Source organism: Microbacterium sp. BG28 (genome assembly GCF_034044005.1).
In the GTDB taxonomy this organism is placed as follows: Bacteria; Actinomycetota; Actinomycetes; order Actinomycetales; family Microbacteriaceae; genus Microbacterium.
The window spans coordinates 243,318-269,069 of the sequence record NZ_JAXCHA010000003.1; the positions used below are offsets into that span (position 1 = coordinate 243,318).

General features: G+C 70.6%; 23 protein-coding genes and 1 riboswitch. Of the genes, 18 read left to right on the forward strand and 5 right to left on the reverse strand.

Annotated elements, in window-relative coordinates; translation table 11 throughout:
- Positions 1-22: 22 nt before the first annotated feature.
- A riboswitch (TPP riboswitch) is annotated at positions 23-133 on the forward strand.
- From SK224_RS12350 to SK224_RS12380, 7 genes are all read left to right on the forward strand, one after another.
- Positions 126-764: an ECF transporter S component gene (locus SK224_RS12350; RefSeq protein ID WP_320434976.1), complete on the forward strand. Its 639-nt coding sequence runs from the start codon at positions 126-128 to the stop codon at positions 762-764. It overlaps the preceding riboswitch by 8 nt.
- On the forward strand, positions 761-2,224 hold the full coding sequence (locus tag SK224_RS12355) for an ABC transporter ATP-binding protein (protein WP_320434977.1): 1,464 nt from the start codon (positions 761-763) through the stop codon (positions 2,222-2,224). The genes SK224_RS12350 and SK224_RS12355 overlap by 4 nt, the downstream gene beginning before the upstream one ends.
- Positions 2,221-3,006 (forward strand): energy-coupling factor transporter transmembrane component T, encoded by a 786-nt coding sequence (locus tag SK224_RS12360; RefSeq protein WP_320434978.1) that lies wholly within the window; start codon positions 2,221-2,223, stop codon positions 3,004-3,006. The genes SK224_RS12355 and SK224_RS12360 overlap by 4 nt, the downstream gene beginning before the upstream one ends.
- A gap of 103 nt (positions 3,007-3,109) precedes the next feature.
- Positions 3,110-3,871, forward strand: a complete 762-nt coding sequence (locus SK224_RS12365) for an SDR family NAD(P)-dependent oxidoreductase (RefSeq protein WP_320434979.1) — start codon at positions 3,110-3,112, stop codon at positions 3,869-3,871.
- Positions 3,868-4,638 (forward strand): enoyl-CoA hydratase/isomerase family protein, encoded by a 771-nt coding sequence (locus SK224_RS12370; protein ID WP_320434980.1) that lies wholly within the window; start codon positions 3,868-3,870, stop codon positions 4,636-4,638. The genes SK224_RS12365 and SK224_RS12370 overlap by 4 nt, the downstream gene beginning before the upstream one ends.
- Positions 4,639-4,670: 32 nt before the next feature.
- A complete protein-coding gene (locus SK224_RS12375; RefSeq protein WP_320434981.1) occupies positions 4,671-5,513 on the forward strand; it encodes an NAD(P)-dependent oxidoreductase in 843 nt (280 codons plus the stop codon).
- Between the two features lie 64 nt (positions 5,514-5,577).
- Positions 5,578-7,059, forward strand: a complete 1,482-nt coding sequence (locus SK224_RS12380) for a DUF4407 domain-containing protein (RefSeq protein WP_320434982.1) — start codon at positions 5,578-5,580, stop codon at positions 7,057-7,059.
- A 156-nt stretch (positions 7,060-7,215) separates the two neighbouring features.
- Here SK224_RS12380 and SK224_RS12385 read toward each other — a convergent pair whose 3' ends face one another.
- From SK224_RS12385 to SK224_RS12405, 5 genes are all read right to left on the reverse strand, one after another.
- Positions 7,216-7,749, reverse strand: coding sequence for a hypothetical protein (locus tag SK224_RS12385; protein ID WP_320434983.1), 534 nt, complete (start codon positions 7,747-7,749; stop codon positions 7,216-7,218).
- A gap of 149 nt (positions 7,750-7,898) precedes the next feature.
- Entirely contained in the window at positions 7,899-8,741 is an 843-nt protein-coding gene (locus SK224_RS12390) for a Cof-type HAD-IIB family hydrolase (RefSeq protein WP_413816800.1), read from the reverse strand.
- Positions 8,742-8,857: 116 nt separating this feature from the next.
- Positions 8,858-10,276, reverse strand: a complete 1,419-nt coding sequence (locus tag SK224_RS12395; protein WP_320434985.1) for a glycoside hydrolase family 1 protein — start codon at positions 10,274-10,276, stop codon at positions 8,858-8,860.
- A gap of 70 nt (positions 10,277-10,346) precedes the next feature.
- Positions 10,347-12,203 (reverse strand): beta-glucoside-specific PTS transporter subunit IIABC, encoded by a 1,857-nt coding sequence (locus SK224_RS12400; RefSeq protein ID WP_320434986.1) that lies wholly within the window; start codon positions 12,201-12,203, stop codon positions 10,347-10,349.
- A 187-nt stretch (positions 12,204-12,390) separates the two neighbouring features.
- Positions 12,391-13,320 carry a PRD domain-containing protein gene (locus SK224_RS12405; protein ID WP_320434987.1) on the reverse strand — a complete coding sequence of 310 codons (930 nt, stop codon included), beginning with the start codon at positions 13,318-13,320 and terminating at the stop codon, positions 12,391-12,393.
- Between the two features lie 80 nt (positions 13,321-13,400).
- Here SK224_RS12405 and rlmN point away from each other — a divergent pair, with 80 nt between their 5' ends.
- The 11 genes from rlmN to SK224_RS12460 all read left to right on the forward strand — a co-directional run bounded on the left by rlmN (position 13,401) and on the right by SK224_RS12460 (position 25,465).
- Positions 13,401-14,654, forward strand: coding sequence for a 23S rRNA (adenine(2503)-C(2))-methyltransferase RlmN (gene rlmN, locus SK224_RS12410; protein WP_320434988.1), 1,254 nt, complete (start codon positions 13,401-13,403; stop codon positions 14,652-14,654).
- 65 nt (positions 14,655-14,719) lie between these two features.
- Positions 14,720-16,678: an ABC1 kinase family protein gene (locus SK224_RS12415; protein ID WP_320434989.1), complete on the forward strand. Its 1,959-nt coding sequence runs from the start codon at positions 14,720-14,722 to the stop codon at positions 16,676-16,678.
- A gap of 74 nt (positions 16,679-16,752) precedes the next feature.
- The gene (locus SK224_RS12420; RefSeq protein ID WP_320434990.1) at positions 16,753-17,217 is read left to right on the forward strand and encodes an NUDIX domain-containing protein; all 465 of its coding nucleotides are present in this window, start codon (positions 16,753-16,755) and stop codon (positions 17,215-17,217) included.
- A 113-nt stretch (positions 17,218-17,330) separates the two neighbouring features.
- Positions 17,331-18,011, forward strand: a complete 681-nt coding sequence (locus SK224_RS12425) for a GntR family transcriptional regulator (RefSeq protein WP_320434991.1) — start codon at positions 17,331-17,333, stop codon at positions 18,009-18,011.
- A complete protein-coding gene (locus tag SK224_RS12430) occupies positions 18,008-19,531 on the forward strand; it encodes an MmgE/PrpD family protein (protein ID WP_320434992.1) in 1,524 nt (507 codons plus the stop codon). The genes SK224_RS12425 and SK224_RS12430 overlap by 4 nt, the downstream gene beginning before the upstream one ends.
- Positions 19,531-20,427, forward strand: coding sequence for a methylisocitrate lyase (gene prpB / locus SK224_RS12435; RefSeq protein ID WP_320434993.1), 897 nt, complete (start codon positions 19,531-19,533; stop codon positions 20,425-20,427). Before SK224_RS12430 ends, prpB begins: the two co-directional genes overlap by 1 nt.
- 26 nt (positions 20,428-20,453) lie before the next feature.
- Positions 20,454-21,644 (forward strand): bifunctional 2-methylcitrate synthase/citrate synthase, encoded by a 1,191-nt coding sequence (locus tag SK224_RS12440; RefSeq protein ID WP_320434994.1) that lies wholly within the window; start codon positions 20,454-20,456, stop codon positions 21,642-21,644.
- A gap of 4 nt (positions 21,645-21,648) precedes the next feature.
- A complete protein-coding gene (locus tag SK224_RS12445; protein ID WP_320434995.1) occupies positions 21,649-22,827 on the forward strand; it encodes a thiolase family protein in 1,179 nt (392 codons plus the stop codon).
- A 61-nt stretch (positions 22,828-22,888) separates the two neighbouring features.
- Complete coding sequence (locus tag SK224_RS12450; protein ID WP_320434996.1) at positions 22,889-23,665, forward strand: enoyl-CoA hydratase-related protein; 777 nt, start codon at positions 22,889-22,891, stop codon at positions 23,663-23,665.
- Between the two features lie 45 nt (positions 23,666-23,710).
- Positions 23,711-24,487 carry an electron transfer flavoprotein subunit beta/FixA family protein gene (locus SK224_RS12455; protein ID WP_320434997.1) on the forward strand — a complete coding sequence of 259 codons (777 nt, stop codon included), beginning with the start codon at positions 23,711-23,713 and terminating at the stop codon, positions 24,485-24,487.
- A 12-nt stretch (positions 24,488-24,499) separates the two neighbouring features.
- Positions 24,500-25,465 (forward strand): electron transfer flavoprotein subunit alpha/FixB family protein, encoded by a 966-nt coding sequence (locus SK224_RS12460; protein ID WP_320434998.1) that lies wholly within the window; start codon positions 24,500-24,502, stop codon positions 25,463-25,465.
- The last annotated feature ends 287 nt before the right edge of the window (positions 25,466-25,752 follow it).

Below are 25,752 nucleotides of genomic sequence, written 5' to 3' on the forward strand. Positions count from 1 at the left end.
CGAGCCGCGGGTCTATACTCGGCACGTCAACCACGGGAGTCCGGTGAGCCGGGCTGAGAGGAAGCGGATCCACGCTTCGACCGTCGAACCTGATCCGGATCATGCCGGCGCAGGAAGGAGCATCAATGCACACGTCCACGTCCACATCCGCTCGTTCTTCTCTCACCTCGCGCTGGCGCTGGCGGGTCGTCGACATCGTCGTCGCCAGCGTGATCGGCGTCGCCGCCGGCGTCATCTTCTGGGTCTGGGGTCAGGCCTGGACGCCGCTGAGCACGGCGCTCGCGTTCCTGCCGGGGCTCGAGGGTCTGCTGGCCGGCGGTTGGCTGTTCGCAGGTGTCCTCACGGGGCTCATCATCCGCAAGCCGGGCGCAGCGCTGTACGGCGAGATCGTCGCCGCCGTCGTCTCGATGGCACTCGGCACGCAGTGGGGCTTCACGACCTTCATCTGGGGCGTGGTGCAGGGGGTGGGCGCCGAACTCGGCTTCGCGCTGTTCGCCTACGCGAACTACCGGGTCTGGGTCGCTCTCGTCTCGGGCGCGCTCACGGGACTGGCCGTGGCGCTTCTCGACACGAACTTCTCCTCCATCGCCGCGTATGACGCGGGGCCCCGCGCGATCTACTTCGTCTCGGCGATCGCCTCCGGCATCGTCATCGCCGGGCTCGTCTCGTGGCTGATCGCGCGTGCGCTCGCCGCAACCGGAGCACTCGACCGGTTCGCCTCCGGACGCCAGGCGCGCATCGTCGAAGCCGCCGACGCGGCGTGACTCTCGGCGCGCGGGTCGTCGCCCGCGGGTGGGGGTGGCGGCACGCGGGTCGCAGGCGCTGGGCCGTCGCCGACATCGATCTCACGATCGAGCCCGGTGAACGCGTTCTCTTGCTGGGGGCGAGCGGTGCGGGCAAGTCGACGCTGCTGCGCGCCTTCGCCGGCGTGCTGGGCGGCGACGAGGACGGCGAGGCGACGGGGGAGCTGACCGTCGACGGTGCGCACCCCGCATCCGTCCGCGGCGCCGCGGGCATGGTGCTGCAGGATCCGGACGCGCAGGTGATCCTCGCCCGCGTCGGCGACGATGTGGCGTTCGGGTGCGAGAACCTCGGGGTGCCCGCCGACGCCATCTGGCCGCGGGTCGGCGAAGCGCTGGATGCGGTGGGGCTGTCGGTGTCGCTCGACCACCCGACCTCCGCGCTGTCGGGTGGACAGAAGCAGCGGCTCGCGCTCGCCGGTGCACTGGCCATGCGCCCGAAGCTCCTGCTGCTCGACGAGCCGACGGCCAACCTCGATCCCGACGGCGCCCGGCAGGTACGGGATGCGGTCGCCGCCGTCGCCGCCCGCACCGGGGCGACGCTCGTCGTCGTCGAGCACCGCGTCGACCTGTGGGCCGAGCTCGTCGACCGCGTCGTCGTGCTCGCGCCCGACGGCGGCGTGCTGGCGGACGGTACCCCCGCCGACGTCTTCGCCGCTGCGGCGGACGCCCTGACGCAGGCGGGCGTTTGGGTGCCGGGAGTCCCCGTTCGGATCACGCCGCGCCCGCGCGCAGGAGAGGCATCCCCGCTCGTCGTCGGCGCCGCTCTCGCGGTCGGGCGCCGACGGGTCGGGCGCCGCGAGGCGCTCGCCGCCGCGTCCGGAATCGACGTGCGGCTGAACGCCGGCCGGGCGCTCGCGATCACGGGAGCCAACGGCGCCGGCAAGTCCACGCTCGCGCTCACCCTCGCCGGGCTGCTGACGCCGGTCGGCGGCGAGGTGCGGGCGGCGGATGCGTTGGCCGCCGGCGTCGGATCCGACCCCTCGCGCTGGCGCGCAGCCCAGCTGCTCACGCGCATCGGCACCGTCTTCCAGGAGCCGGAGCACCAGCTGCTCACCGCGCGCGTGCGCGACGAGCTCGCTGTCGGTCCTCGCGCCCTGGGGCTCTCCGATGCGGAGGTGGCCGCGCGGATCGACCCGCTGCTGGAGCGCCTGCGTCTGGGGCGCCTCGCCGAGGCGAACCCCTTCACCTTGTCCGGCGGGGAGAAGCGCCGATTGACGGTCGCGGCCGTGCTCGCGACCGCGCCCCGCGTCATCCTGCTCGACGAGCCGACCTACGGGCAGGACGCGCGCACCTGGCGGGAGCTCGCGGATCTGATCGACGAGCTCCGTGCCGACGGCACCGCGATCGGCTTCGTCTCGCACGATCCCTCCCTCGTCGCGCAGCTCGCCGACGACGAGCTTCGGCTGGGGCAGCCCTCATGAGCCTGTTCGCGATCGACGCCTCGGCGAGCCCTCTGGGCCGGATCAACCCGGTCACCAAGCTCGTCGCGACCCTCGTCGTCTCCGTCACCCTGCTGCTGTCGATCGACCCGGTCTCGGCCGCGGTCACGCTCGGGTCGACGCTCCTGCTGCTGGCGTGCTCGCGGTTGCGGGCTCGGGAGGTGTGGCTGCGCGTGTGGCCGATCGGCGTCGCGGCGCTCATCGGCGGTGCAGCGACGGTGCTGTACGGGCGCCCCTCCGGCGCCGTGTTCTTCGAGTGGGGGCTCGTGCGCGTCAGCGAGGGGTCGCTCTCGCTCGCGGCCGCCATCGTGCTGCGTGTGCTGGCGATCGCGCTGCCGTCGGTCGTGCTGTTCATCACGACCGACCCGACCGACCTCGCCGACGGCCTCGCCCAGTTGCTGCGCCTGCCCGCCCGGTTCGTGCTCGGTGCGCTCGCGGGCCTGCGTCTGGTGGGACTGCTCGTCGATGACTGGCGCGAACTCGCGCTGGCGCGGCGCGCACGCGGGGTGGCCGACCGCGGCCGCATCCGTCGGTTCCTCGGACAGGCGTTCGCCCTCTTCGTGCTCTCCATCCGTCGCGGCACGAAACTCGCGACCGCGATGGAGGCCCGCGGCTTCGGATCCGACGCGCCGCGCACCTGGGCGCGGCCGTCCCGGCTCGGCTGGCGCGATGCGGTGCTGGTCGCCCTCGCGGCGGTGATCGCCGCCGCATCCGTGACGGCCGCGGTGCTCGCGGGCACGTGGACCCTCGTCTTCGCCCTCTGACGCGTCCCCGGCGCGCGGTTGGAGTGGGACCGGAGCGGGGCGTGACGGTGGGACCCGGTGCCGCGTAGGGTGGAACCCGATACCGACGTACGAGGGAGAACGTATGGATGTCGCGGGTGCATCCGCGCTGATCACGGGCGGCGCGAGCGGACTCGGCTGGGCGACGGCTCAGCGACTCGCCGCCGACGGGGCGCACGTCGTGCTCGTCGACCTGCCGTCGTCGGCGGGTGCGGAACGCGCGGCCGAGCTGGGCGGCACGTTCGCCGCGGCCGACGTCACGAGTCCCGAGCAGATCGCGGATGCGGTCGCCGCCGCATCCGCCGCCGCGCCGTTGCGCGTGGTCGTCAACTGCGCGGGCATCGCTCCGCCGGCCAAAGTGCTGGATCGTGAGGGCGCTCCGACGCCGCTCGCCGACTTCGAGAAGCTCGTGCGCGTGAACCTCGTCGGCACCTACAACGTCATCGCCCAGTCATCCGCCGCCATCGCCCGCACCGAGCCGGCGGCGGGCGGCGACCGGGGCGTCATCGTGAACACGGCGTCGGTCGCCGCGTTCGACGGCCAGATCGGGCAGCCCGCGTACTCGGCGTCGAAGGGCGGGGTGCACGCGATGACCCTGCCGATCGCCCGCGAGCTCGCCCGCCACGCGATCCGCGTCGTCACGATCGCGCCGGGCATCATGGAGACGCCCATGCTCGCGGGCCTGCCGCAGCCGGCTCAGGACTCGCTCGGCCAGCAGGTGCCGTACCCCGCCCGCCTCGGGCGCCCGGACGAGTATGCCGGCCTGGTCGCCGAGATCGTGCGCAACGGATACCTCAACGGCGAGACGATCCGTCTCGACGGCGCGATCCGGATGGCTCCGCGATGAGCGTCGACCCGATCCTGGTGGAGGTGGCCGGCGGCCTCGCCCGCGTGACGCTGAACCGTCCCGATCGACTGAACGCGATGGACTTCGCGATGGGCGAACGCTGGCGGGATGTCGCACGCGACGTCACCTCCGACCCTGCCGTCGGTGCCGTGCTCCTGGATGCGGCCGGCCCCGCCTTCTGCGCCGGCGGCGACGTGATCTCCATGGCGACCTCCGGCGCCGACGGCAGCGATGTCACGGCTGCGGCGCACGTGATCCACGAGGGCATCCGCGCATTCACCGAGTCCCCCGTGCCCGTCGTCGCCGCCGTCCAAGGCGCGGTCGCCGGGGGCGGTCTGGGTCTCATGCTCACGGCGGACTACATCGTCGCGGCCGAGGGGGCGAGGTTCGTCAGCCGCTACGCCAACATCGGCCTCACGCCCGACCTCGGTGTCTCGACCCTGCTGGCCGCAGCCGTCGGCCCGCGCCGCGCGCTGCAGCTGCTGCTTCAGGACCGCACGCTGTCGGCATCCGATGCGCGCGAATGGGGACTCGTCGCCGAAGTCTGCGCCGACCCCGCATCCCGCGCTCTCGAGATCGCGCGCTTCTGGCTCGAGGGCGCGACGGATGCGTTCGGCCAGGCGAAGCGGCTCGTCCGCTCGGGCGCCGACCGTTCGTTCGCCGACAACCTCGACGATGAGGCGCGCACGATCGGCGCCGCCTTCGACGCCCCCGACGCGAAGGCCCGCATCCAGGCCTTCGCCGCCGCATCCGCCCGCCGCGGGTGAGTCCGACGCCCCCGACGCACCAAGGAGATCCCATGACCGAGCAGAAGCCGCTCGCCGGCAAGACCATCCTCATGTCCGGCGGCAGTCGCGGCATCGGCCTCGCGATCGCGTTGCGCGCCGCACGCGACGGCGCGAACATCGCCCTGCTGGCCAAGACCGACACCCCGCATCCGAAGCTCGAGGGGACGGTGCACACCGCAGCGGCCGCGATCGAGGAGGCTGGCGGGCATGCGCTGCCCCTCGTGGGCGACGTGCGCAACGAGGACGACATCACGCAGGCCGTGCTGACCGCCCACGGTGAGTTCGGCGGCATCGACATCGTCGTCAACAACGCCTCGGTCATCGACCTCTCGGGGTCTCTCGAGCTCGCGACGAAGAAGTACGACCTCATGCAGGACGTCAATGTGCGCGGCACCTTCCTGCTCTCGCGCGCCGCGGTGCCGATGCTGAAGGATGCGGCGAACCCGCACATCCTGTCGCTGTCGCCTCCGCTGAACCTCTCGCCCAGGTGGCTCGGCGCCCACACCGGCTACACGCTCGCCAAGTACGGGATGACGATGGCGACCCTCGGCATGGCGGCCGAGTTCGCGGATGCGGGCATCGCCGCCAACACGCTGTGGCCGCGGACGACGATCGCGACCGCCGCTGTGCAGTTCTCCCTGGGCGGTGAGCGGATGATGGCCGTCAGCCGTACCCCGGAGATCTACGCGGATGCGGCGTACGAGGTGATCACGCGGCCCGCGCGCGAGTACACCGGACAGACGCTCATCGTCGAGGACGTGCTCGCCCAGGCCGGCGTCACCGACCTCTCCGGCTACGCCGCCGTGCCCGGCACCCCCGACGCGGAGATGTTCCCCGACATCTTCCTCGACTGAGCTCGCGGACGCGGCGGCGTCCGCTCGCACCTGTCACACAGGCAGGGCCTCCTACCCTTGCGCAGTGTCATTCTCCGCGCATCGACCCGGCCGCTTCGGCTCCGACGGCCGCATCGACCTCGAGTCGCAGCCCGAAGAGGAGGCGTTGTACCTGAGCGACGTCCGTCCTTCCGACGACATCGCGACCGGTCCGACCGAGGTGATCGACCCGATCGACGAGCCCGAGCAGGAGCCGCAGCCCGAGGCATCCGTTCCCGACCCCACGCCCCCCGTGGTGCGCGAACGTCGAAGCCCGCGCCGCCGTCCGCGCCAGCCCCTCTCGCGCACCCTCGCGGTGCTCGGCGGCGCCGAAGGCGAGGTGCTGGACGACGTTCCGAGCGAGACGCCGCGTTTCGTGCAGATGTTCTTCGTGCTGGTCGGCACCGCGCTCGTCTCCGCCCTCTCGATGGGCTTCGCGCTGGTCACCGGGGTGCAGATCGCCGCCTGGGCCGCCGTGCCGCTCGCGATCATCTGGGCGCTCATCATCTTCAACCTCGACCGCTTCCTCACCTCCACGATGCGCTCCACCCGCAACGTGTGGCGGTTGCTCGGTCTCGCCTTCCCCCGCGTCATCATGGCCGCGCTCATCGGCATCGTCGTCGCCGAGCCGCTCGTGCTGCAGGTCTTCCACAACGACATCGCGCGAGAGGTCAACTCGACCAACGTGGTGCAGGCGCAGTCCGACCAGGATGCGGTCACGAACGGTCCCGAGAAGCAGGCGCTGGATGCCGCATCCGCCTCGCTCGCCGCCCTGCAGAACCAGGCGGCGACGGGCATCGTCGCGGGAACCTCCTCGACCTCGGCCGAGTCGGTGGCCGCGCAGGCGAACGTGGACCAGCTCACCCAGCAGCTCGCCGCGCAGCAGGGCGTGATCGACCAGGCTCGTGCGCTGTACCAGTGCGAGCTGACCGGCGAGGGTGCCGGCACCGTCCCTGGATGCACGGGTGTGCAGGGATCGGGCACGAGCTCGGACGCCGCCCAGGCGCAGCTCACGCAGGCGCAGTCCGCGTACGACGCCCTCGCGACGCAGCTGAGCCAGGCGCAGGCCGCCCTCACCTCGGCCAACGCGGCCGGGACGGATGCGGCCGCCGCATCCGCGGATCAGAACAAGAAGCAGGCCGAGGACCAGCTGCCCGCGGCGCAGGCGCAGTACGACGCCGCGCTCGCCGCCTACAACGATCGCGCCGCATCCATCGCCGGCGGCAACGCGCAGGCGGTCGGGCTGCTCAGCCAGATCAGCGCGCTCGAACGGCTGTCCGAGCGCGAGCCCACACTGGCATGGGCGCACTGGCTGATCGCCGCGCTGTTCTTCATGATCGAGCTGCTGCCGGTGCTCGTGAAGGTGCTGACGAGCTTCGGCGACCCGTCGATCTACGAGAAGGCCGATGCTCTGCGCCGGCAGGTCTCCCTCGACCGGGTGACCGCCAAGACGTGGCACGAGCGTGCGGCGATCGTCACGGCACCTGCGCCGCCCGCATCCGGTCCTCCCGCCGCGGCGCGCTCGTAGCGTGCCGGCCGGGGCTGGGCCCCGCTCGCCCGGCCCGGGGCCCGCTCGCCCCATTCCACCCACGAGACTGCACTTCGAGCACGAGATCACGGGATTTACCCATGATCTCGTGCGGAATATGCAGTCTCGCGCGTCGGGAGGCTCCGCGGATGCGGGCTACGCCGGGCTCCAGCGCAGCACGGCATCGAGCAGGTCGATCGTCGGGTGGATGCCGTCGAGCCGGAGGACCGGTTTGCCGAGTGTGGCGAGCCACGCTTCGTGGGTGGTCCGGCTCCGTCCGTCGAAGTCCGGATCGTCGTAGCTCTGCGCCCAGTCGCGGAAGACGGCCCACGCCTCGTCCTCGAGGGGGCGTCCGTCTCGCCGGCGCCGCTCGCGTGCCTCGAGCCGCCGCATCCGCTCGACCGGATCCAGCGTGACGAAGACGACCGCGTCGCACTCCGCCGCGATGCTGTCGCCCCAGCCCATCATCGATCCGGAGAGCACCCAGGCGGGCCGCGGTGCGAACACCGCCCGCATGAGCGCCAGCCGATCGGCCTCCGCGCGCTTCTTCATGAAGGGCGGGTCGGTGGGCAGCCAGAAGTAGTCGTCCGCGTCCGCGTGCGGCACGCTCCAGGCCGAGGCGAGGGCCGCGCCCAGCGTCGTGGTGCCGCTGCCGCTCGCTCCCAGGATGTGGATCCGTGCGCGTCGCATGCTTCCCATCCTCGCAAGAGGTGCGGCATCCGTCCCGGCCCCACGTGTCGCGACACGATTGCGCAACCGCGCCCGTCGATGACAGCCGCGCCTGCGCAGAAGTGGCGCAGTCGCGCAACTGCGACGCAACTCGGGCGGGGAAAGCGGGGTCAGATGAGGCCGTGGCGGACGAAGGCGTTGTGGATGCCGTCGTCGAGCACCGCGGTCGTCACCTCGTCGGCGAGGTCCTTCAGCTCCTGCGCGGCGTTGCCCATCGCGATACCCGTGCCGCACACCTGGAACATCTCGACGTCGTTCCAGCTGTCGCCGATGCCGATCGCTTCGGCGGCGTCGATCCCGAGGTGGTCGAGCACCGCCGTGATCGCCGAGCCCTTCGTGACGCCTTGCATGCCGATCTCGCCGTTCGTCCCGCCCGGAAGCGGGATGCTGCCTGGCACGACGTGGAAACGGTCGCCCAGTTCGGACTGCGCGCGAGAGACCGCATCCGTCGAGTCGCTGAGGAACACCGCCTTGGCGACCCGAGTGCGATCGATCGTGGCCAGATCCCGGAAGCGCGGTGCGCCCTGCGGGGCCGTCTGGGGCTCGTCGCCCGTGAGTCGAGGACGCAACGAGAGGAGCATCGCGGCGACGGCGGCCTGCACCTCGACGGATGCGTACACGGCCTCCTCGGTCTGGAGGAAGTAGTGAATGTCGTGGGAGTCGAAGAACCGCTCGAGGCGCTCGACCGCATCCGCCGGCATCGGATCGGCGACGATCTCCTCGTCGCCGGCAACGGCGTACGCGCCGCCGTTGGTGATCGCGCCGTCGAAGCCGATCTCACGCACGGCCGGGTGGATGTCGCCGGCCGAGCGTCCGGTGCTGAGGTAGACGAGGGCGCCGCGCTCGCGGGCGGTGCGGATCGCGGTCACCGTCGAGGGCGCGATCGTGGTGCCGTGATCGAGGATCGTGCCGTCGACGTCGAGGAATGCGATGCGGGGAGGGGTCACGATGATCCATTCTCCCCGGTGCCGCCTGAGAGGTGCGTCGGGGTGGGGTCGGGCAGGACGGCACACGCGTGTGCCCACGACACGTCCGCGAGGGACGATCGTGGGCACACGCGGGGGCGGCGTCAGCGGGTGAGGCTGGCGCCGTTCGTGCGGATGACCTCGGCGTACCAGCCGAACGACTTCTTCTCGTAGCGTTCGAGCGTGCCGCTGCCGTCGTCGTTGCGGTCGACGTAGATGAAGCCGTACCGCTTGCTGAGCTGCGCGGTGGAGGCGCTGACGATGTCGATGCATCCCCATGAGGTGTAGCCGAGCACCTGCACGCCATCGGTGATGGCTTCGCCGACCTGCACGAGGTGGTCATTGAGGTAGGCGATGCGGTAGTCGTCGATGACGGTCTTGACGCCGTCCACCTCGACCAGCTCGTCCTTCGCGCCCAGGCCGTTCTCGACGATGAACAGCGGCTTCTGCCACCGGTCCCAGAACTGGTTGAGCACGAGGCGCAGACCCACCGGATCGATCTGCCAACCCCACTCGCTCGCCTCGAGCGTGGGGTTGGGTACGCCGCCCATGATGTTGCCCTCGCCCGTGACCTTCTTGGCGGGGTCGGCGGTCTGAGCGACCGACATGTAGTAGCTGAACGACACGAAGTCGACCGTGTTGGTCAGGTCCTCGCGGTCCTGATCGGTGATCTCCAGCTCGATGCCCTTCTCGCGGAGCGTCCGCAGGAAGTATCCGGGGTACGCGCCGCGGGTGTGCACGTCGCCGTAGACGAGGTTGGAGTGGTCGAAGTCCATGACGGCGAGCGCGTCGGCCGGCGACGGGGTCAGCGGGTACACGGGCATCGAGAGCACCATGCAGCCGATCTGTGTGTTCGGCGCGACTTCACGGGCGATGCGCGTGGCGCGGGCCGAAGCGACCAGTTCGTGGTGCATCGCCTGGTAGAGCTGCCCGTCGCTCAGCTGCTCCTTCGGGGTGTTGATGCCGCCGGACATGAACGGTGCGTGCAGCAGCGAGTTGATCTCGTTGAAGGTCAGCCAGTACTTCACCCGCGAGCCGTAGCGCTCGAACAGTGTGCGCGCGTAGTTCTCGTAGAACCCGATGAGCCGACGGTCGGTCCAGCCGTCGTAGGTCTCGGCCAGGTGCAGCGGCGTCTCGTAGTGCGAGATCGTCACGAGCGGCTCGATGCCGTGCTTCTCCAGCTCGTCGAGCACCCGGTCGTAGAACGCGAGGCCCTCTTCGTTGGGCTCGGCCTCGTCGCCCTTCGGGAAGATCCGACTCCACGCGATCGAGAAGCGATAGACGCCGAATCCCATCTTCGCGAACAGGGCGATGTCCTCCGCGTAGCGATGGTAGAAGTCGATGGCCTCGAGCTTGAGGTTGTCGGCTGTGGGCTCAGCCGTGCGCGGGGCGACGATGCCGCGGGGCATGACGTCCTGGACCGACAGACCCTTACCGCCCTGGTCGTAGGCGCCCTCGACCTGGTTGGCGGCGGTGGCGCCGCCCCACAGGAAGCCCTCGGGGAACGGGGTGGTGGTGCTCATGGTTCTCTTCCGTTTCGTATCTCGGATGCGGCGTGCGGGCGGGAGCCTCGGCCCCCGCCCGCACGGGGTGTCACTTGGCCGCGACGGCCTGCTCGACGGCGACGGCGAAGAACAGGGGTTCGCCGTGCGCGATCGGACCGGATGCGGGCGAGCCGACGGTCGGGTACAGGTCGGCGTTGGTGACGATGACCGGGGTCGTCAGGTCGTAACCGGCCGCGGCGATCGCCTCGAGATCGAACTCGACGAGCAGGTCGCCCTTGCTCACCTGCTGTCCGCCGGTGACCTTGAGGCTGAAGTGCTCACCCGCGAGCTTGACGGTGTCGATGCCGATGTGGATCAGCACCTCCGCACCGTCGGCGTGACGCAGGCCGATCGCGTGACCCGTCGGGAACGCGGCGGCGACTGTCGCGTCGAACGGGGCGTAGAGCGCTCCGCTGCGGGGGATGATCGCGACGCCCTGGCCGAGCGAGCCGTCGGCGAAGGCCGCATCCGGGGTCTCCGACAGCGGCACCACGGTGCCGTCGATCGGGCTGAACACCTCGAGGTCCGTGCTCTCCGCCGGGGTCACGGCGGCCTCGGCCGGCTCCTTGAAGCCGACGATCACTGTGAGCAGGAACGGGATGATGATCGCCGCACCGAGGCCCAGAAAGAGGAACACCATGTTGCCGTTGCCGAGCAGTGCGGGGATCGCGAGGCCCGACGGCACCACGAAGGCCGTCGAGAACACGCCGCCGAGCGAGATGATCGCGCCACCCACGGCGCCACCGACGATGCCGAAGGCGAACGGGCGCTTGAGCGGCAGGTTCACACCGTAGATGGCGGGCTCGGTGACACCGGCCAGAAAGCCCGAGAGCGTCGCCGGGGCGGCGAGCGACTTCAGGTTCTTGTTGCGAGCGCGCAGCCACACGCCCGCCACGGCCGCGGCCTGTGCGAGGACGGCCGCGAAGACGGGGGCGATCAGCAGCATCTGACCCGTGGTCTGAAGCTCGAGCTGGAACAGCGGCACGAGGCCCCAGTGCAGGCCGAAGATCACGAAGACCTGCCACAAGCCGCCCATGACGGCGCCGCCCAGCCACGGCACGGTCTCGAAGACCCAGCCGATGCCCGAGCCGACCCAGCCGCTGATGATCGAGGAGAGAGGGCCGATGACGACGAAGACGAGCGGCACCGCGATCAGCACGACGATCATCGGGGTGACGAAGCGGCGGACCGAGGCGGGCAGCTTCGCGTAGAGGAAGCGCTCGGCGTGGCTCTGCAGCCAGACGACGATGATGATCGGGATCACGCTCGAGACGTAGCTGACCATCGTGAACGGGATGCCGAAGAAGGTGAGGTCGGGAGCTCCGACGAGTCCCGTGATGCTCGGATAGACGAGTGCACCGGCGATGGCGAGCGAGGTGAACTCGGATGCCTTGAAGTAACGGGCCGCCGTGATCGCGAGCGCGAGGGGCAGGAAGTTGATGAACGCATCCGACAGCGCGTTCAGCACGATGTAGGTCGAGGTGGTCGTCTCGATCCAGCCGAACGTTACAGCCGCGGCCAGGAATGCCTTCAGCAGACCGGTTCCGGCCAGGGCCCAGAGCGCCGGAGTGAAGATGGCCGAGATCATCGAGATGAACCGGTTGAACAGGTTCCCCTTCGGGGCGTCCTCTGCGGGGGCGGAAGCGTCGCCGGACCCGCCGAACTTCGAGATCTTGCCCATAGCGGCGAAGACCTCGGGAACCTCGTTGCCGATCACGACCTGGTACTGACCGCCGGCCTGGGCGGTGGTCACGACACCGGGGACGGCCTTGATGGCTGCGGCATCCGCCTTGCTCTCGTCCTTCAGGACGAACCGGAGGCGCGTCATGCAGTGCACCAGCGAGGTGACATTCTCCTCGCCGCCGACGCCCTTCAGGACGCCTGCTGCTGTCTTCGAGTAGTCCATCTCGGACTCCCTCTTTCCGCCGCATCAGCGCGGCACTCGAGTGGGGGACGCGCCGGGTCGGGTCGTTTCCGGGCAACAAAAAAACCTGAACTCGTTCACCGTCGGTCAAGACGATGTGAGTTCAGGTTTTGCCTGCTGCCGCAGTAACAATCCGTCGCGTCCGCAGAGCGACGACGCCCTGCGCGAGTTACCGTAGCACCTCTTCGATGCCGCCGCCAGCGTCGCCCGGATCGGTCTTGGCGCCCACCTGGGATGCGAGTCGCTCGACGTGCACGATGAGATACAGCAGCTCCTCGTCGGTCAGATCAGACCCCGTGGCCGCGCGCACATAGGCCTTCACCTGCTCGGCGATCGCGTAGGAGCGCGGGTAGCTGTGCTTGGCGAACTCGAAGAACGAGGTGTCGCTCGATCGCAGCATGGTCTTGGAGACCAGCCGCTGCAGCAGGAACTGCACGTGCAGGATGAACCGCGCATAGTCGGGGCTCTCGACGTCGAGGGTGACCCCGAGTCCCGTCTCGACGATGGTCGCCACGTGCTGCACGCGTCGAAACAGGAGCGCTGCGGTGCCGTTGGGTTCGTCACGCGTCGCATTGAGCAGGTGCATCGTGAGGAAGACGGCCTCCTCGGGCGGCAGCTCCCGGTCGAGCGCGGCGCCGATGTGCGCGGCCATGTGCTCGGCGGCGCGGAACTCGTGCGGATGCAGCACGCGCAGCTCGGGCATGTGCGTGGCGGGGATGCGCACGCCCTGGTCGAGCCGTTCCAGTACGTACTGGATGTGGTCGATGACCGGGATGACCAGCCGGCGACCGAGGTGGTGGCCGAGTTCGCGTTCGGCCAGATCGACCGCGCCGGTCACCGCTTCGATGACGGGGTAGGGCACGTCCGTGAGCAGCTGCCGTTCCCGATCGCCCTCGGCTCCGGAGTCGAGCACGAAGGTCTTCTCGACTTTCGCGGGATCCAGCCGGTCGTCGGGCTTCAGCTGGAAGCCGAGGCCGCGACCCATCAGCACGCGCTCGCGGCCGTGCTCGTCGATCGAGATGACGACGTTGTTGTTGAGGACCTTGTGCGCGACGACGTGATTCTCGCGCGCGCCGTCGCGCCCTTCGGGTGAGGGCATGCGTGCATCCTAACGGGGAGGGCGATCCTCGACGCCCTCGCCCAGGGCCCTGGCAGCCGTGCACCGGTAGCCTGGAGGGCATGACCGACCAGCCCCCCATCCGCCAGGCCGCGGCTCGCGACGCCGCATCCGCCGTGCGCCAGGTGCGCCCCCGCACCGAAGGCTGGTCGCAGCAGAAGGACGACAGTGGCCGGCCGCTCCTGCAGTTCGCCAGCCCCAAGCGCGGCAAGCCGCCGGTGCACCTGGCCGACCTCACGCACGAGCAGCGTGCCGAGAAGCTCGTCGAGCTCGGGTTCCCGAAGTTCCGCGCTGCGCAGCTGGAGAAGCACTACTTCACGCATTACACGAGCGACCCCTCGCTCATGACGGACCTTCCCGCATCCGGTCGCGAGGAGCTCGTGGCGGGCCTGCTGCCGCCGCTGCTGACCGAGGTGCGCCGGCTCGAGACCGACCGCGGCGACACGATCAAGTTCCTGTGGAAACTGCACGACGGGGCCCTCGTCGAATCCGTGCTCATGCGCTATCCCGGCCGCATCACGCTGTGCGTCTCGTCGCAGGCCGGATGCGGCATGAACTGCCCCTTCTGCGCCACCGGTCAAGCGGGGCTCACCCGCAACATGAGCGCCGCGGAGATCGTCGAGCAGATCGTCCGCGCCAACCGGTTGATCCGCGACGGGGGGCTCGGGCCCGCCGAGCACCCGGACGAGCGCGTCACCAACATCGTGTTCATGGGCATGGGGGAGCCGCTGGCGAACTATGCCCGCGTCATGCACGCGGTGCGCGTGATGACCGACAAGAAGCACGGGCTGGGCATGAGCGCGCGCGGCATCACGGTCTCCACCGTGGGGCTCGCTCCCGCCATCCGCAAGCTCGCGGACGAGGACATCCCGGTGACCTTCGCCCTGTCACTGCATGCGCCCGACGACCAGCTGCGCGACGAGCTCATCCCGGTGAACTCGCGGTGGAAGGTCGACGAGGTGCTCGACGCCGCGCGCGGCTACTTCGAGAAGACGGGCCGGCGCGTGTCGATCGAGTATGCGCTGATCAAGGACATGAACGATCACGCGTGGCGCGCGGATCTGCTGGCCGAGAAGCTCAACGCGCGCGGTCGCGGCTGGGTGCACGTGAACCCGATCCCGCTGAACCCGACGCCCGGTTCGGTGTGGACCTCGTCCGAGCGCCCGGTGCAGAACGAGTTCGTGCGGCGTCTGAACGATGCCGGCATCCCGACGACGCTGCGCGACACCCGCGGCAAGGAGATCGATGGGGCGTGCGGGCAGCTCGTGGCGACCGAGGAGGACCAGGCGGTCGCCGCGGCGACCCCGGTCGACTGACCCGCCACGGATAGCCCCCGGTCTCGCCACCGACGCGATAGCGTCGTCGCACAGGGGAGGGTGCGATGCCGCAGATCGTGTGGGTGATTCTGTTCGTCCTCGTGTTCGCGAGTGTCGCGGCGTGGGTCGCGCGCCGGCTCCTGGGGATGCCGATCGGGTGGATCCGTCCGTTCGTCACCGGAGCGCTCGTCGTGGTGGCGGGCTCGCCCCTCGCGCTGTGGGCGCTGCAGCAGGCCGGGGTCGTCGACGGCGACGTGCTCGCCGTCCACGACGCGATCGGCGTGCTGTTCCTGCTGCTCACGATCGGGTGGCTCTTCGCGATCGACGTGATCGCGATCGTCGCACTGGAGTTCCTGTGGCCGACTCGACCGATGCGCAATCCTGTCGTCGTCGTGCGAGAGCTGTTCCGGCGTCGTGATCGCGCTCGCCGCTACGCCGAGATCATCTCCATCGCCTCGCGGCACGGGCTCGGTGTCTACCGCGGGCGGCACCGCCCCGATCGCGAAGAGCTACCCGCGGCGATCGTCGCCGCACTGAACGACGCCGGCGTCACCTTCATCAAGATCGGCCAGGTGCTCTCCGCCCGCGACGACGTGCTGCCGCCGGAGTTCACGACCGCGCTGTCGACGCTTCAGATGGAGACCGTGCCGATCCCGTGGGTCGAAGCGCGTCACGCGATCGAGACGCAGCTCGGCAGACCGCTCGAAGAGGTCTTCGCGTGCGTCGACGAGACGCCGTTGGCGGCCGCATCCGTCGCGCAGGTGCACGCGGCGACGCTGCAGGACGGCCAGGAGGTCGTCATCAAGATCCAGCGCCCGAGCGCGCGCGCCCAGGTCGCGACCGACCTCGACATCGTCGAACGTCTGGCAGCGGATGCGGAGCGCCACACCACGTGGGCGCGCGATTACGGCGTGACGGCGCTGGCCGCGGAGTTCGCCAGATCGCTGCGGGAGGAGCTGGACTACCGCATCGAGGCCGCCAACACCGAGATGCTGCGGGGGGCGGCGTCCCGCTCGAAGCTGACGCCGCTCGCCGTGCCGAAGGTCTTCGCGCAGTACACGACCGCGCAGATGCTCGTGCAGGAGCGCGCCGAGGGCATCCCGTTCGGCCACGTCGACGCGTCGACGCTCGACCCGGATGCGGCGACGAGGATCGCCGACGCGGTCGTCGACGCCGTCTTCGAGCAGATCGCCGTCCGGGGTGTCTTCCACGCCGACCTGCATCCGGGCAACCTCATGCTCGCGGCCGACGGCACCGTCACCCTCATCGACTTCGGCTCCGTCGGGGTGCTCGAGAAGAGCATGCGTCGCCTGCTGCTGCCGCTGCTGGTCGCGATCGCGAACGAGGACGACGTCGCCGCCACCGACATCGTGCTCATGCTCGTGACCCCGCCCGACACCGACACCTTGGACCAGGTTGTGCTGCAGCATGACATCGGCGTGATCCTCACCCGCATGCACAACGCGGGTGTCGACCAGAACGTCTTCGCCGCCCTCGTGGACGTCATGCGCCATCACCGGCTCGCCCTGCCGCCCTCGCTCCTGCTGGTGTTTCGCACCCTCGCCTCGCTTGAGGGGTCGCTGCGGCGCCTGCGCCACGACTACGACATGGTCGGCCGGGCGTTGTCGCAGGCCCCGAGCTTCATGCGCGCACTGACCTCGCCGAAGAGCTTCGCGCTCACGGCGCAGACGCAGGCGGCGATCGTGAGTGAGCAGCTGCGGCGAATGCCGCGGACGCTCTCCACCCTCAGCCAGCAGCTCGAGGACGGCACCTTCTCGGTGCGCCTGCGCAGCTTCGACGACGCAACCGGTCGCGGGTTCGTGGAGCAGCTGTTCTCGCGCTTCACGACAACGCTGGTCGGCATCGCCCTCGTGATCTCGGCGGTCCTGCTGGGTGTCTCGGATGCGGGTCCGCACCTCACCGCGCAGGTGCCGCTGTTCCCGTTCCTCGGTGCGGTGGTCGGACTCGGCGGGCTGCTCCTGCTCTTGAGGAGCCTTCGCGCCGCCTTCGAGCGGCGGCGATAGCGCCCCGGCGACCCTCGCGGTCTCAGACCCGGCTAGCGTGGACGGGTGCGGCGAAGAAGCGACGGGGTGCGGCCATGACCGCGTACAGCGCGGGGCTCCTCCTCTTCCGGCCCGACACCGCCGAGGTCCTGATCGCGCACATGGGTGGGCCCTTCTGGCAGCGCAAGCAGGCGGGGGCGTGGTCGATCCCGAAGGGGGAGTACGACCCCGCATCCGAAGACCCCCTCGCCGCCGCGGAGCGGGAGTTCGAGGAGGAGCTGGGCCTCACCCCGCCCGCCGGGGAACGGGTGGAGCTCGGCGAGTTCCGCTACTCGTCGGGCAAACGCCTCCGGGTGTTCGCGCTCGACGCCGACGGTTTCGCGCTGGTCGGGATGAGGTTCGGTCAGTTCTCGCTCGAGTGGCCGCCCCACTCGGGGCGCAGGGAGTCGTTCCCCGAAGTGGATCGCGCCGAGTGGGTGAGGATCGACGACGCGCGCGAGTTGCTGGTGGCCGCTCAGCGCCCCGTGCTCGACGCCCTCGCGCCGCACCTCGACGACTGAACGCTCCTGACGCATTGTGTATACCCAAGCCGCCGAAAGCGTCGCCGGCTGGCGTCTGGGGGTGGTTTATGCATACACTGTGCGAGTTCAGCGGCGATAGCAGAGGAGGCGGGATGCGGGCGAGCGACCGTGCGTACCGCACTCTTCTCGAGCAGATCCAGTCCGGTGACCTTGCGCCGGGCACGGTGCTCGCCGAGGTGGAGCAGGCGCGACGGCTCGGCGTGAGCCGCACGCCGCTGCGAGAGGCCATCGGGCGCCTCGCCGCCGACGGTCTCGTCGCACAGGCCTCGCCGCGGGTCACCGTCGTGACCGACATCGACGCCGACGACATCCGCGCTCTCTTCGCCGTGCGCCGCGCGCTCGAGGAATCGGCCGCCCGCATCGCGGCGGAACGCGTCGCCGACGGGGCTCCGGGCGAGCCGTTCGCCGCGCTCGCCGAACGCTGGTCGGCCGAGGACCCCCAGGCGGATGCGGACGCCTACTACGCCACGATCGCGCAGTTCGATCAGGCGCTGGATGCCGCCGTCGGCAACGACTATCTCATCGCCGCACTGCGGACCGTGCGCACCCACCTCGTCCGCGTGCGCCGCCTCGCGCGAGACAACCCCGCACGCCTCGCCGCCTCCGCCGCCGAGCATCGCCTCATCGCGCGCGCGATCGCCGACGGCGACGCCGAACTCGCCGCGCACGCCACCCACGTGCACCTGCACCACGCCCTGACCGCCATCCTCGCGTCGCTCGCCGACGCATCCGACGCCCCCCGCGTCGCACGATCCACCCCGGGAGCAGCATGATCACGCACCACCTCCGCGTCCACACGAGCGAAGAGAAGCTCGCCCGCGAGGGCCAGCTCGCCTGGCACATCGCCGAGGTCGCCACCGATCCCGTGGCGGTCGACCCGGACGTCGTCGACATGATCGTCAACCGGCTCATCGACAACGCGGCGGTCGCCGCCGCATCCCTCACCCGTCGTCCCGTCGTCGCCGCTCGCCAGCAGGCGCTCGATCACGCCGTCTCGGTCGGCGGCGCGGGCGCGACGGTGTTCGGATGCGCGCTCGAGCGCCGCACCTCGCCCGAGTGGGCGGCGTGGGCCAACGGCGTCGCCGTGCGCGAGCTCGACTATCACGACACCTTCCTCGCCGCGGACTACTCGCACCCGGGCGACAACATCCCGCCCATCCTCGCCGTCGCGCAGCACGTCGGCGCCGACGGTGAGGCGCTCGTGCGCGGCATCGCGACCGGTTACGAGATCCAGATCGACCTCGTGCGCGCGATCAGCCTGCACAAGCACAAGATCGACCACGTCGCGCACCTCGGCCCCTCGGCCGCCGCCGGCATCGGCACTCTGCTGGGCCTGGACACCGAGACGATCTACCAGGCCGTCGGGCAGGCGCTGCACACGACCACCGCCACCCGGCAGTCCCGCAAGGGCGAGATCTCCACCTGGAAGGCCCACGCGCCTGCGTTCGCCGGCAAGATGGCGGTCGAGGCCGTCGACCGTGCGATGCGCGGCGAGACCTCCCCTTCGCCGATCTACGAGGGCGAGGACGGCGTCGTCGCGTGGCTGCTCGACGGCAAGGATGCCTCGTACGACGTGCCGCTTCCCGCTGCGGGCGAGCCCAAGCGGGCGATCCTGGACTCCTACACCAAGGAGCACTCCGCCGAGTATCAGGCCCAAGCGTGGATCGACCTGGCCCGCAAGCTCGGCACCGAACGACCCGAACTGCGCGATCCCGCGAGCATCGCCTCGATCGTGCTGCACACCAGCCACCACACGCACTATGTGATCGGCTCCGGGGCGAACGACCCGCAGAAGTACGACCCGACCGCATCCCGCGAGACGCTGGACCACTCGATCCCGTACATCTTCGCGGTCGCGCTGCAGGACGGCACCTGGCACCACGTCGACTCCTACGCGCCCGAGCGTGCGGAGCGCGCGGACACCGTCGAGCTGTGGAACAAGGTCACCACGGCAGAGGATGCCGAGTGGACCCGCCGCTACCACTCCGAGGACCCCGACGAGAAGGCTTTCGGCGGGCGCGTGGTCATCACCCTGACCGACGGATCAATCATCGAGGACGAGATCGCCGTCGCCGACGCGCATCCGCTGGGAGCCCGGCCCTTCGCCCGCGAGGACTACGTCCGCAAGTTCCGACTGCTGGCGGAGCCCGTGCTGGAGGAAGCGGAGATCGAGCGGTTCCTCGAGCTCGTGCAGCGTCTGCCGCAACTGTCCGCCCACGAGGTGCGTCAGCTCTCGATCGTCGCGAAGCCGGGACTGCTGCTGTCGCAGCCGGCGCCGAAGGGGCTGTTCTGATGCTCGGGTCGACCGCCTCCGCATCCGACAAGCGTCGTGCGCTGCGCGCCGGGCTCGCGTCGGGCGAGCTGATGCGGCTGCCGGGCGCCTTCAATCCGCTGTCCGCGCGCCTGATCGAACGCAAGGGCTTCGAGGGCGTCTACATCTCGGGCGCCGTGCTGTCGGCCGATCTCGGGCTTCCCGACATCGGCCTGACGACCCTGACCGAGGTCGCCGGGCGCGGGGCTCAGATCGCCCGGACGACGGAACTCCCGGCGCTCATCGACGCCGACACCGGATTCGGCGAGCCCATGAACGTCGCGCGCACCATCCAGATGCTCGAGGACGCCGGCGTCGCCGGCGCACACATCGAGGATCAGATCAACCCGAAGCGCTGCGGACATCTCGACGGCAAGGCCGTCGTGGAGGAGCAGACGGCGTTGCGCCGCATCCGTGCCGCCGTCGACGCGCGCCGCGATCCCGACTTCCTCGTCATGGCGCGTACCGACATCCGCGCCATCGAGGGGCTGGAGGCGGCGATCGACCGCGCGAAGGCGCTCGTGGATGCGGGCGCGGACGCGATCTTTCCGGAGGCACTGGCGAGCCTCGATGAGTTCGAGGCGATGCGCGGGGCCGTCGACGTGCCGATCCTCGCCAACATGACCGAGTTCGGCAAGAGCGAGCTCTTCTCGGTCGACCAGCTGCGCGACGTGGGGGTGAACATCGTGATCTGGCCGGTCTCGCTGCTGCGCATCGCGATGGGTGCCGCCGAGCGGGCGCTGGACGACCTCGTCGACAAAGGGCATCTGCGGGACAAGCTCGGCGAGATGCAGCATCGCGCCGAGCTCTACGACCTGATCGATTACGAGCAGTACAACAGCTTCGACGACAGCATCTTCACCTACACGCGTCCGTGACGCGCGGCCCAGCACGAAGGAGTGACATGACCGAGCAGGACCAGATCCGGAAGGGACTGGCGGGAGTCGTCGCCGACGAGACCGCCATCTCCAAGGTCAATCCCGAGACCAACTCGCTGCTGTTCCGCGGCTACCCCGTACAAGAGCTCGCCGCCACACAGCCGGTCGAGGCGGTGGCGTACCTCCTGTGGCACGGCGAGCTGCCGAGCGACGAGCAGCTCGCCGAGCTCCGCCGCGTCGAGCGGGAGCACCGGCCGCTGACGGCGGCCGTGCAGTCGGCGATCGAGCTCGTGCCGCTCGACGCGCATCCGATGGACGAGGTGCGCACCGCGCTGAGCGTGCTGGGGGCCGCGGATCTCGCCGGTGTCGGGTCGGTGCTGGATGCTGTCGGGACTCCCGAGGAGAACCTTGCGCGGAGCCTCCGGCTGTTCGCCGCGCTGCCGGCGATCGTCGCCTACGGCCAGCGCCGCCGCCGCGGACAGCTCCCGATCCCGCCGCGCGACGACCTGGACTACGCGGCCAACTTCCTCTGGATGACCTTCGGTGAAGAGGCGGATGCGGTGGTCGTCGACGCCTTCAACCGATCGATGATCCTGTACGCCGAGCACTCGTTCAACGCCTCCACCTTCACCGCGCGGGTCATCGCCTCCACGCTCAGCGATCTGCACTCCGCCGTCGTCGGCGCGGTCGGAGCGCTGAAGGGACCGCTGCACGGCGGCGCGAACGAAGCGGTGCTGCACATCTTCGACGAGATCGGCGATGCGGAGAACGTCACCGCCTGGCTCGACGATGCACTCGCGAACAAGCGAAAGGTCATGGGCTTCGGACACCGTGTCTACAAGCGCGGCGACTCCCGCGTGCCCACCATGAAGGCGGCGCTCGACGACCTCGTCGCCCACTACGACCGTCCGGATGTGGCACGGCTCTACGACGCGCTCGAGAGCGAGTTCGTGGCGCGCAAGGGCATCTACCCCAACCTCGACTATCCGTCGGGGCCCGCCTACAACCTCATCGGGTTCGACACGGTGACCTTCACGCCGCTGTTCGTGGCCGCGCGAGTGGTCGGATGGACGGCGCACATCATGGAGCAGTACAGCAGCAACGCCCTCATCCGCCCGCTCTCGGTGTACAACGGCCCCGACGAACGCCACGTCGCCGGCTACGTCCCCGACGAGGCGGCAGAACATGTCAGCGAGCGGCCCGAAGAGAAGGGCTGAGTCCGTGCGCGAGGCGGTGCTGGTCGACGCGGTGCGCACGCCCTCGGGCCGGGGCAAGCCCGGGGGTGCGCTCAGCGGGGTGCATCCCGTGGACCTCGCCGCCGGCGCGCTGCGCGCCCTCGTCGAGCGCAACGGCCTCGAGGACGCCCTCGTCGACGATGTGCTGCTCGGCTGCGTCAGCCAGGTCGCTGAGCAGTCCACGAACGTCGCGCGACAGGCCGTGCTCGCGGCCGGCTTCGCTGAGACGGTGCCCGCCGCGACCTTCGACCGGCAGTGCGGCTCGGGCCAGCAGGCCGTTCAGTCTGCGGCGCACGCGATCATGGCCGGGACGGCCGATGTCGTGATCGCCGGCGGGGTCGAGTCGATGAGTCGCGTGCCCCTGGGCTCGGCGGCCGCATCCGGGTCTCCCGTCTCGCCGCTGCTGCGCGAGCGCTACCCCGAGGGGCTCGTGTCGCAGGGCATCGCCGCCGAGCTCATCGCTGCGAAGTGGGGCCTGTCGCGCCAGGCGTTGGACGCCTACGCGGCCGAGTCCCACCACCGCGCCGCAGCGGCGGCTGCGGCGGGACTGTTCGCCTCGCAGCTCGTGCCCGTCGAGTCGCCGGCCGGTCTCGTCGAGGTCGACGAGACGATCCGTGCGGCCACGACCGCGGACGCGCTGGCGGCCCTGCCTCCGGCGTTTCGCACCGACGCCGCCGCGGCGCGCTTCCCCGAGCTGGATTGGCGCGTCACCGCCGGATCGTCCTCCCCGCTGACGGACGGCGCCTCCGCCGTGCTGCTCATGAGCGCCGAACGCGCGGCGGAACTCGGGCTGCGCCCGCGCGCCGTTCTGCGTTCGTTCGCCGTCGTGGGCGACGACCCGCTCATGATGCTCACCGCGCCGATCCCGGCGACGCGCCGCATCCTGGATCGCGCGGGACTCACGATCGACGACATCGACGCGTACGAGGTGAACGAGGCGTTCGCCTCGGTGCCGCTCGCTTGGCTGGACGAGTTCGGCGCCGATCCCGCGCGTCTGAACCCCTGGGGCGGCGCGATCGCGCTCGGGCACGCGCTCGGCTCATCCGGCACCCGGCTGCTCGGCACGCTCATCGCCTACCTGGAGCACACCGGTGGGCGCCGGGGGCTGCAGGTGATGTGCGAGGGCGGCGGCATGGCGAACGCCCTGATCATCGAACGGGTCTGAGGGGGAATTCCCCGGGGCGCGGCCCTGCCGCGCGCGGGTGCGGTCATGCCACGATGGGCAGATGAGCACCTACGAGACGATCCTCGTCGAGCAGCACGGCCGTGTCGGGTGGATCACCCTCAATCGTCCCGACGCCCTCAACGCCCTCAACTCGACCCTGGTGGGTGAGCTCGCCGCCGCCGTCGCCGGTTTCGACGCCGACGAGGGCATCGGGGCGATCGTGCTCACCGGGAATGAACGCGCGTTCGCCGCGGGAGCCGACATCAAGCAGATGGCCGACAAGTCGACGCGCGACATGCTCGTGGACAACCCGTTCGCCGCCCTCGAGGAGGTGGCGCGGGCCCGGACCCCGCTGATCGCCGCGGTCGCCGGCTTCGCCCTCGGCGGCGGGTGCGAGCTCGCCATGATCTGCGACATCATCCTGGCCGCCGACACCGCGCAGTTCGGTCAGCCCGAGATCGCCCTGGGGGTCATCCCGGGGCTCGGGGGCACCCAGCGGCTCACCCGTGCCGTGGGCGCGTACAAGGCCGCCGAGCTCGTGCTGACCGGCCGTCGCATGGGGGCCGAGGAGGCCGAGCGCGCGGGACTCGTCTCGCGCGTCGTGCCCGCGGCCGAGCTGCGGGATGCGGCGATGGAGGTCGCCGAGGCCATCGCCTCGAAGTCGCTGCCGGTCGTCTACGCCGCAAAGGAGGCGCTGCGGGCCGCACAGGAGACGACGCTGACGGAAGGGCTGAGGTTCGAGAAGCAGAGCTTCGCGACGCTCTTCGCGCTCGAAGACCAGAAGGAGGGCATGGCCGCCTTCCGCGAGAAGCGTGCGCCTGAGTTCCGCCATCGCTGACACCGAGTGTCGTCTAGACTCGTCCTGTCGAAGGAGCACCGCCCCATGAGAATCGTCGTGCTGGTCAAAGAAGTCCCCGACACCTACGGTGACCGCGTCCTGGACCTTGAGACCGGACTCGCCGACCGCGCCGCCAGCGATCGCGTGATCGACGAGATCGGGGAGCGCGCCCTCGAGGCGGCTCTCTCGTACGCAGACGCGCACGCGGGCACCGAGGTCGTGGCGATGATGATGGCCGCCGACGAGGCGACGCCAACGCTGCGCAAGGCCCTCGCGCTCGGCGCGGGCTCCGCCGTGCAGATCGTCGACGACGCGCTCCGCGGCGCCGACCTCGGACTCACCGCCCAGGTTCTCGCCGCCGCCGTCGCGCGGACCGGTTTCGACCTCGTCATCGCGGGCAACCAGTCCACCGACGGTGTGGGCGGCGTGATCCCCGCCATGATCGCCGAGCGGTTGGGGGTCGCCTCCGCGACGGGCCTCGCCCGCGTCGAGCTCGCCGAGGACGCCGTCGAAGGCGATCGTCCCGGCGATGGCGCCGTGCGCCGCATCCGTGCCGAGCTGCCCGCCGTCATCTCGATCACCGAGGCGATGCCCGAGGCGCGCATGGCCGGCTTCAAGGGCGTCATGGCGGCGAAGAAGAAGCCCATCGAGACGCTGTCGCTCGCCGATCTCGGCATCGACGCGGACGACCCCGATGTCGCGCGCTCGATCATGATCGCGATCGCCCCCCGTCCCGCGCGCGCGGCCGGACAGGTGATCGTCGACGACGGCGACGGGGGCAACCGCCTGGCCGAGTTCCTGATCCAGAACCGCCTGGTCTGAGAGGTGACGACGATGACCGACTTCGCCGACGACGCCGTCCTGGTGCTGCTGGAGACCTCGGCGGCCGGGGGGCTGGCCGCATCCGGAGCTGCGCTCATCGGGGCCGCATCCCGCGTGGGCACCCCGGTCGCCCTCGTCGTGGGCGACGCGACGCTCGCCGCGACCGCCGGCGAGTGGGGTGCGCCGCGCGTGCTCGTGGCCCCCGCGGGCGACGGGCTCGGGCTGCCTCAGGTCGACGCGCTCGCCGCGGCGGTGGCGCAGGTGGCGCCCGAAGTGGTGCTCGTCTCGCACTCGATCGACGGGCGCGACGTCGGGGGCCGGCTGGCTGCGCGCCTCGGCGCGGCCCTCGCGGTCGACGTCGTCGGTCTCGATCGCGACGACGAGGGCGTGATCGCTCACCACTCCGTGTACGGCGGCGCGTACTCCGTCGACGCGGCGGCGACCTTCGGACCCCTCGTGGCGACGGTGCGTCAAGGTGCGGTCGAGGACCGCGCGGCGTCCATCGAACCGATCGTCACGGAGCTGCCGGTGACCCCGTCGGGTGCGCCGGCCGCATCCGTGCTGTCCACCGAGGTGGTGGAGAAGGCCTCGTCGCGTCCGGAGCTGCGAGGAGCTGCACGGGTGGTGTCGGGCGGACGTGGACTCGGTTCGGCCGAGAAGTTCGCCCTCGTGGAGAAGCTCGCCGACGCGCTCGGCGCCGCCGTCGGCGCATCGCGCGCGGCGGTGGATGCGGGCTACATCCCCTACGAGCACCAGGTCGGACAGACCGGGGTCTCGGTGTCGCCGCAGCTGTACGTCGCGCTCGGGATCTCGGGCGCCATCCAGCACAAGGCCGGCATGCAGACCGCGAAGACCATCGTGGCCGTCAACAAGGACGCCGATGCGCCGATCTTCCAGATCGCGGACTTCGGCGTCGTCGGCGACGTGTTCCAGGTGGTGCCGCAGCTCATCGACGCCCTCGCGGCGAAGCGGGGCTGAGCGTGGCCGATCGCCCGCGTCGCGTGCGTCGGGGACTCCCGCGCGTCGCCGGCGGGGAGCCGTGGCCCCCCGCATCCGTCGCCGCCGCTGTCGCCGCGAACTTTCCCGCCGAACCCGTCGATGCTCTCGTTGCGGCCGTCGGTGTTCCCGCGGCGCCCGTCGATGTTCCCGCGGCGTCCGTCGGCGTTCAAGGGACGCGTGATGCGGTGATTTCGGCTTCGGAGCCGCATGAGGGGTCCCTCGAGCCTGGGGTCGGAGCCGGTGCGGAAGCGACGCGGTCCGGTTTC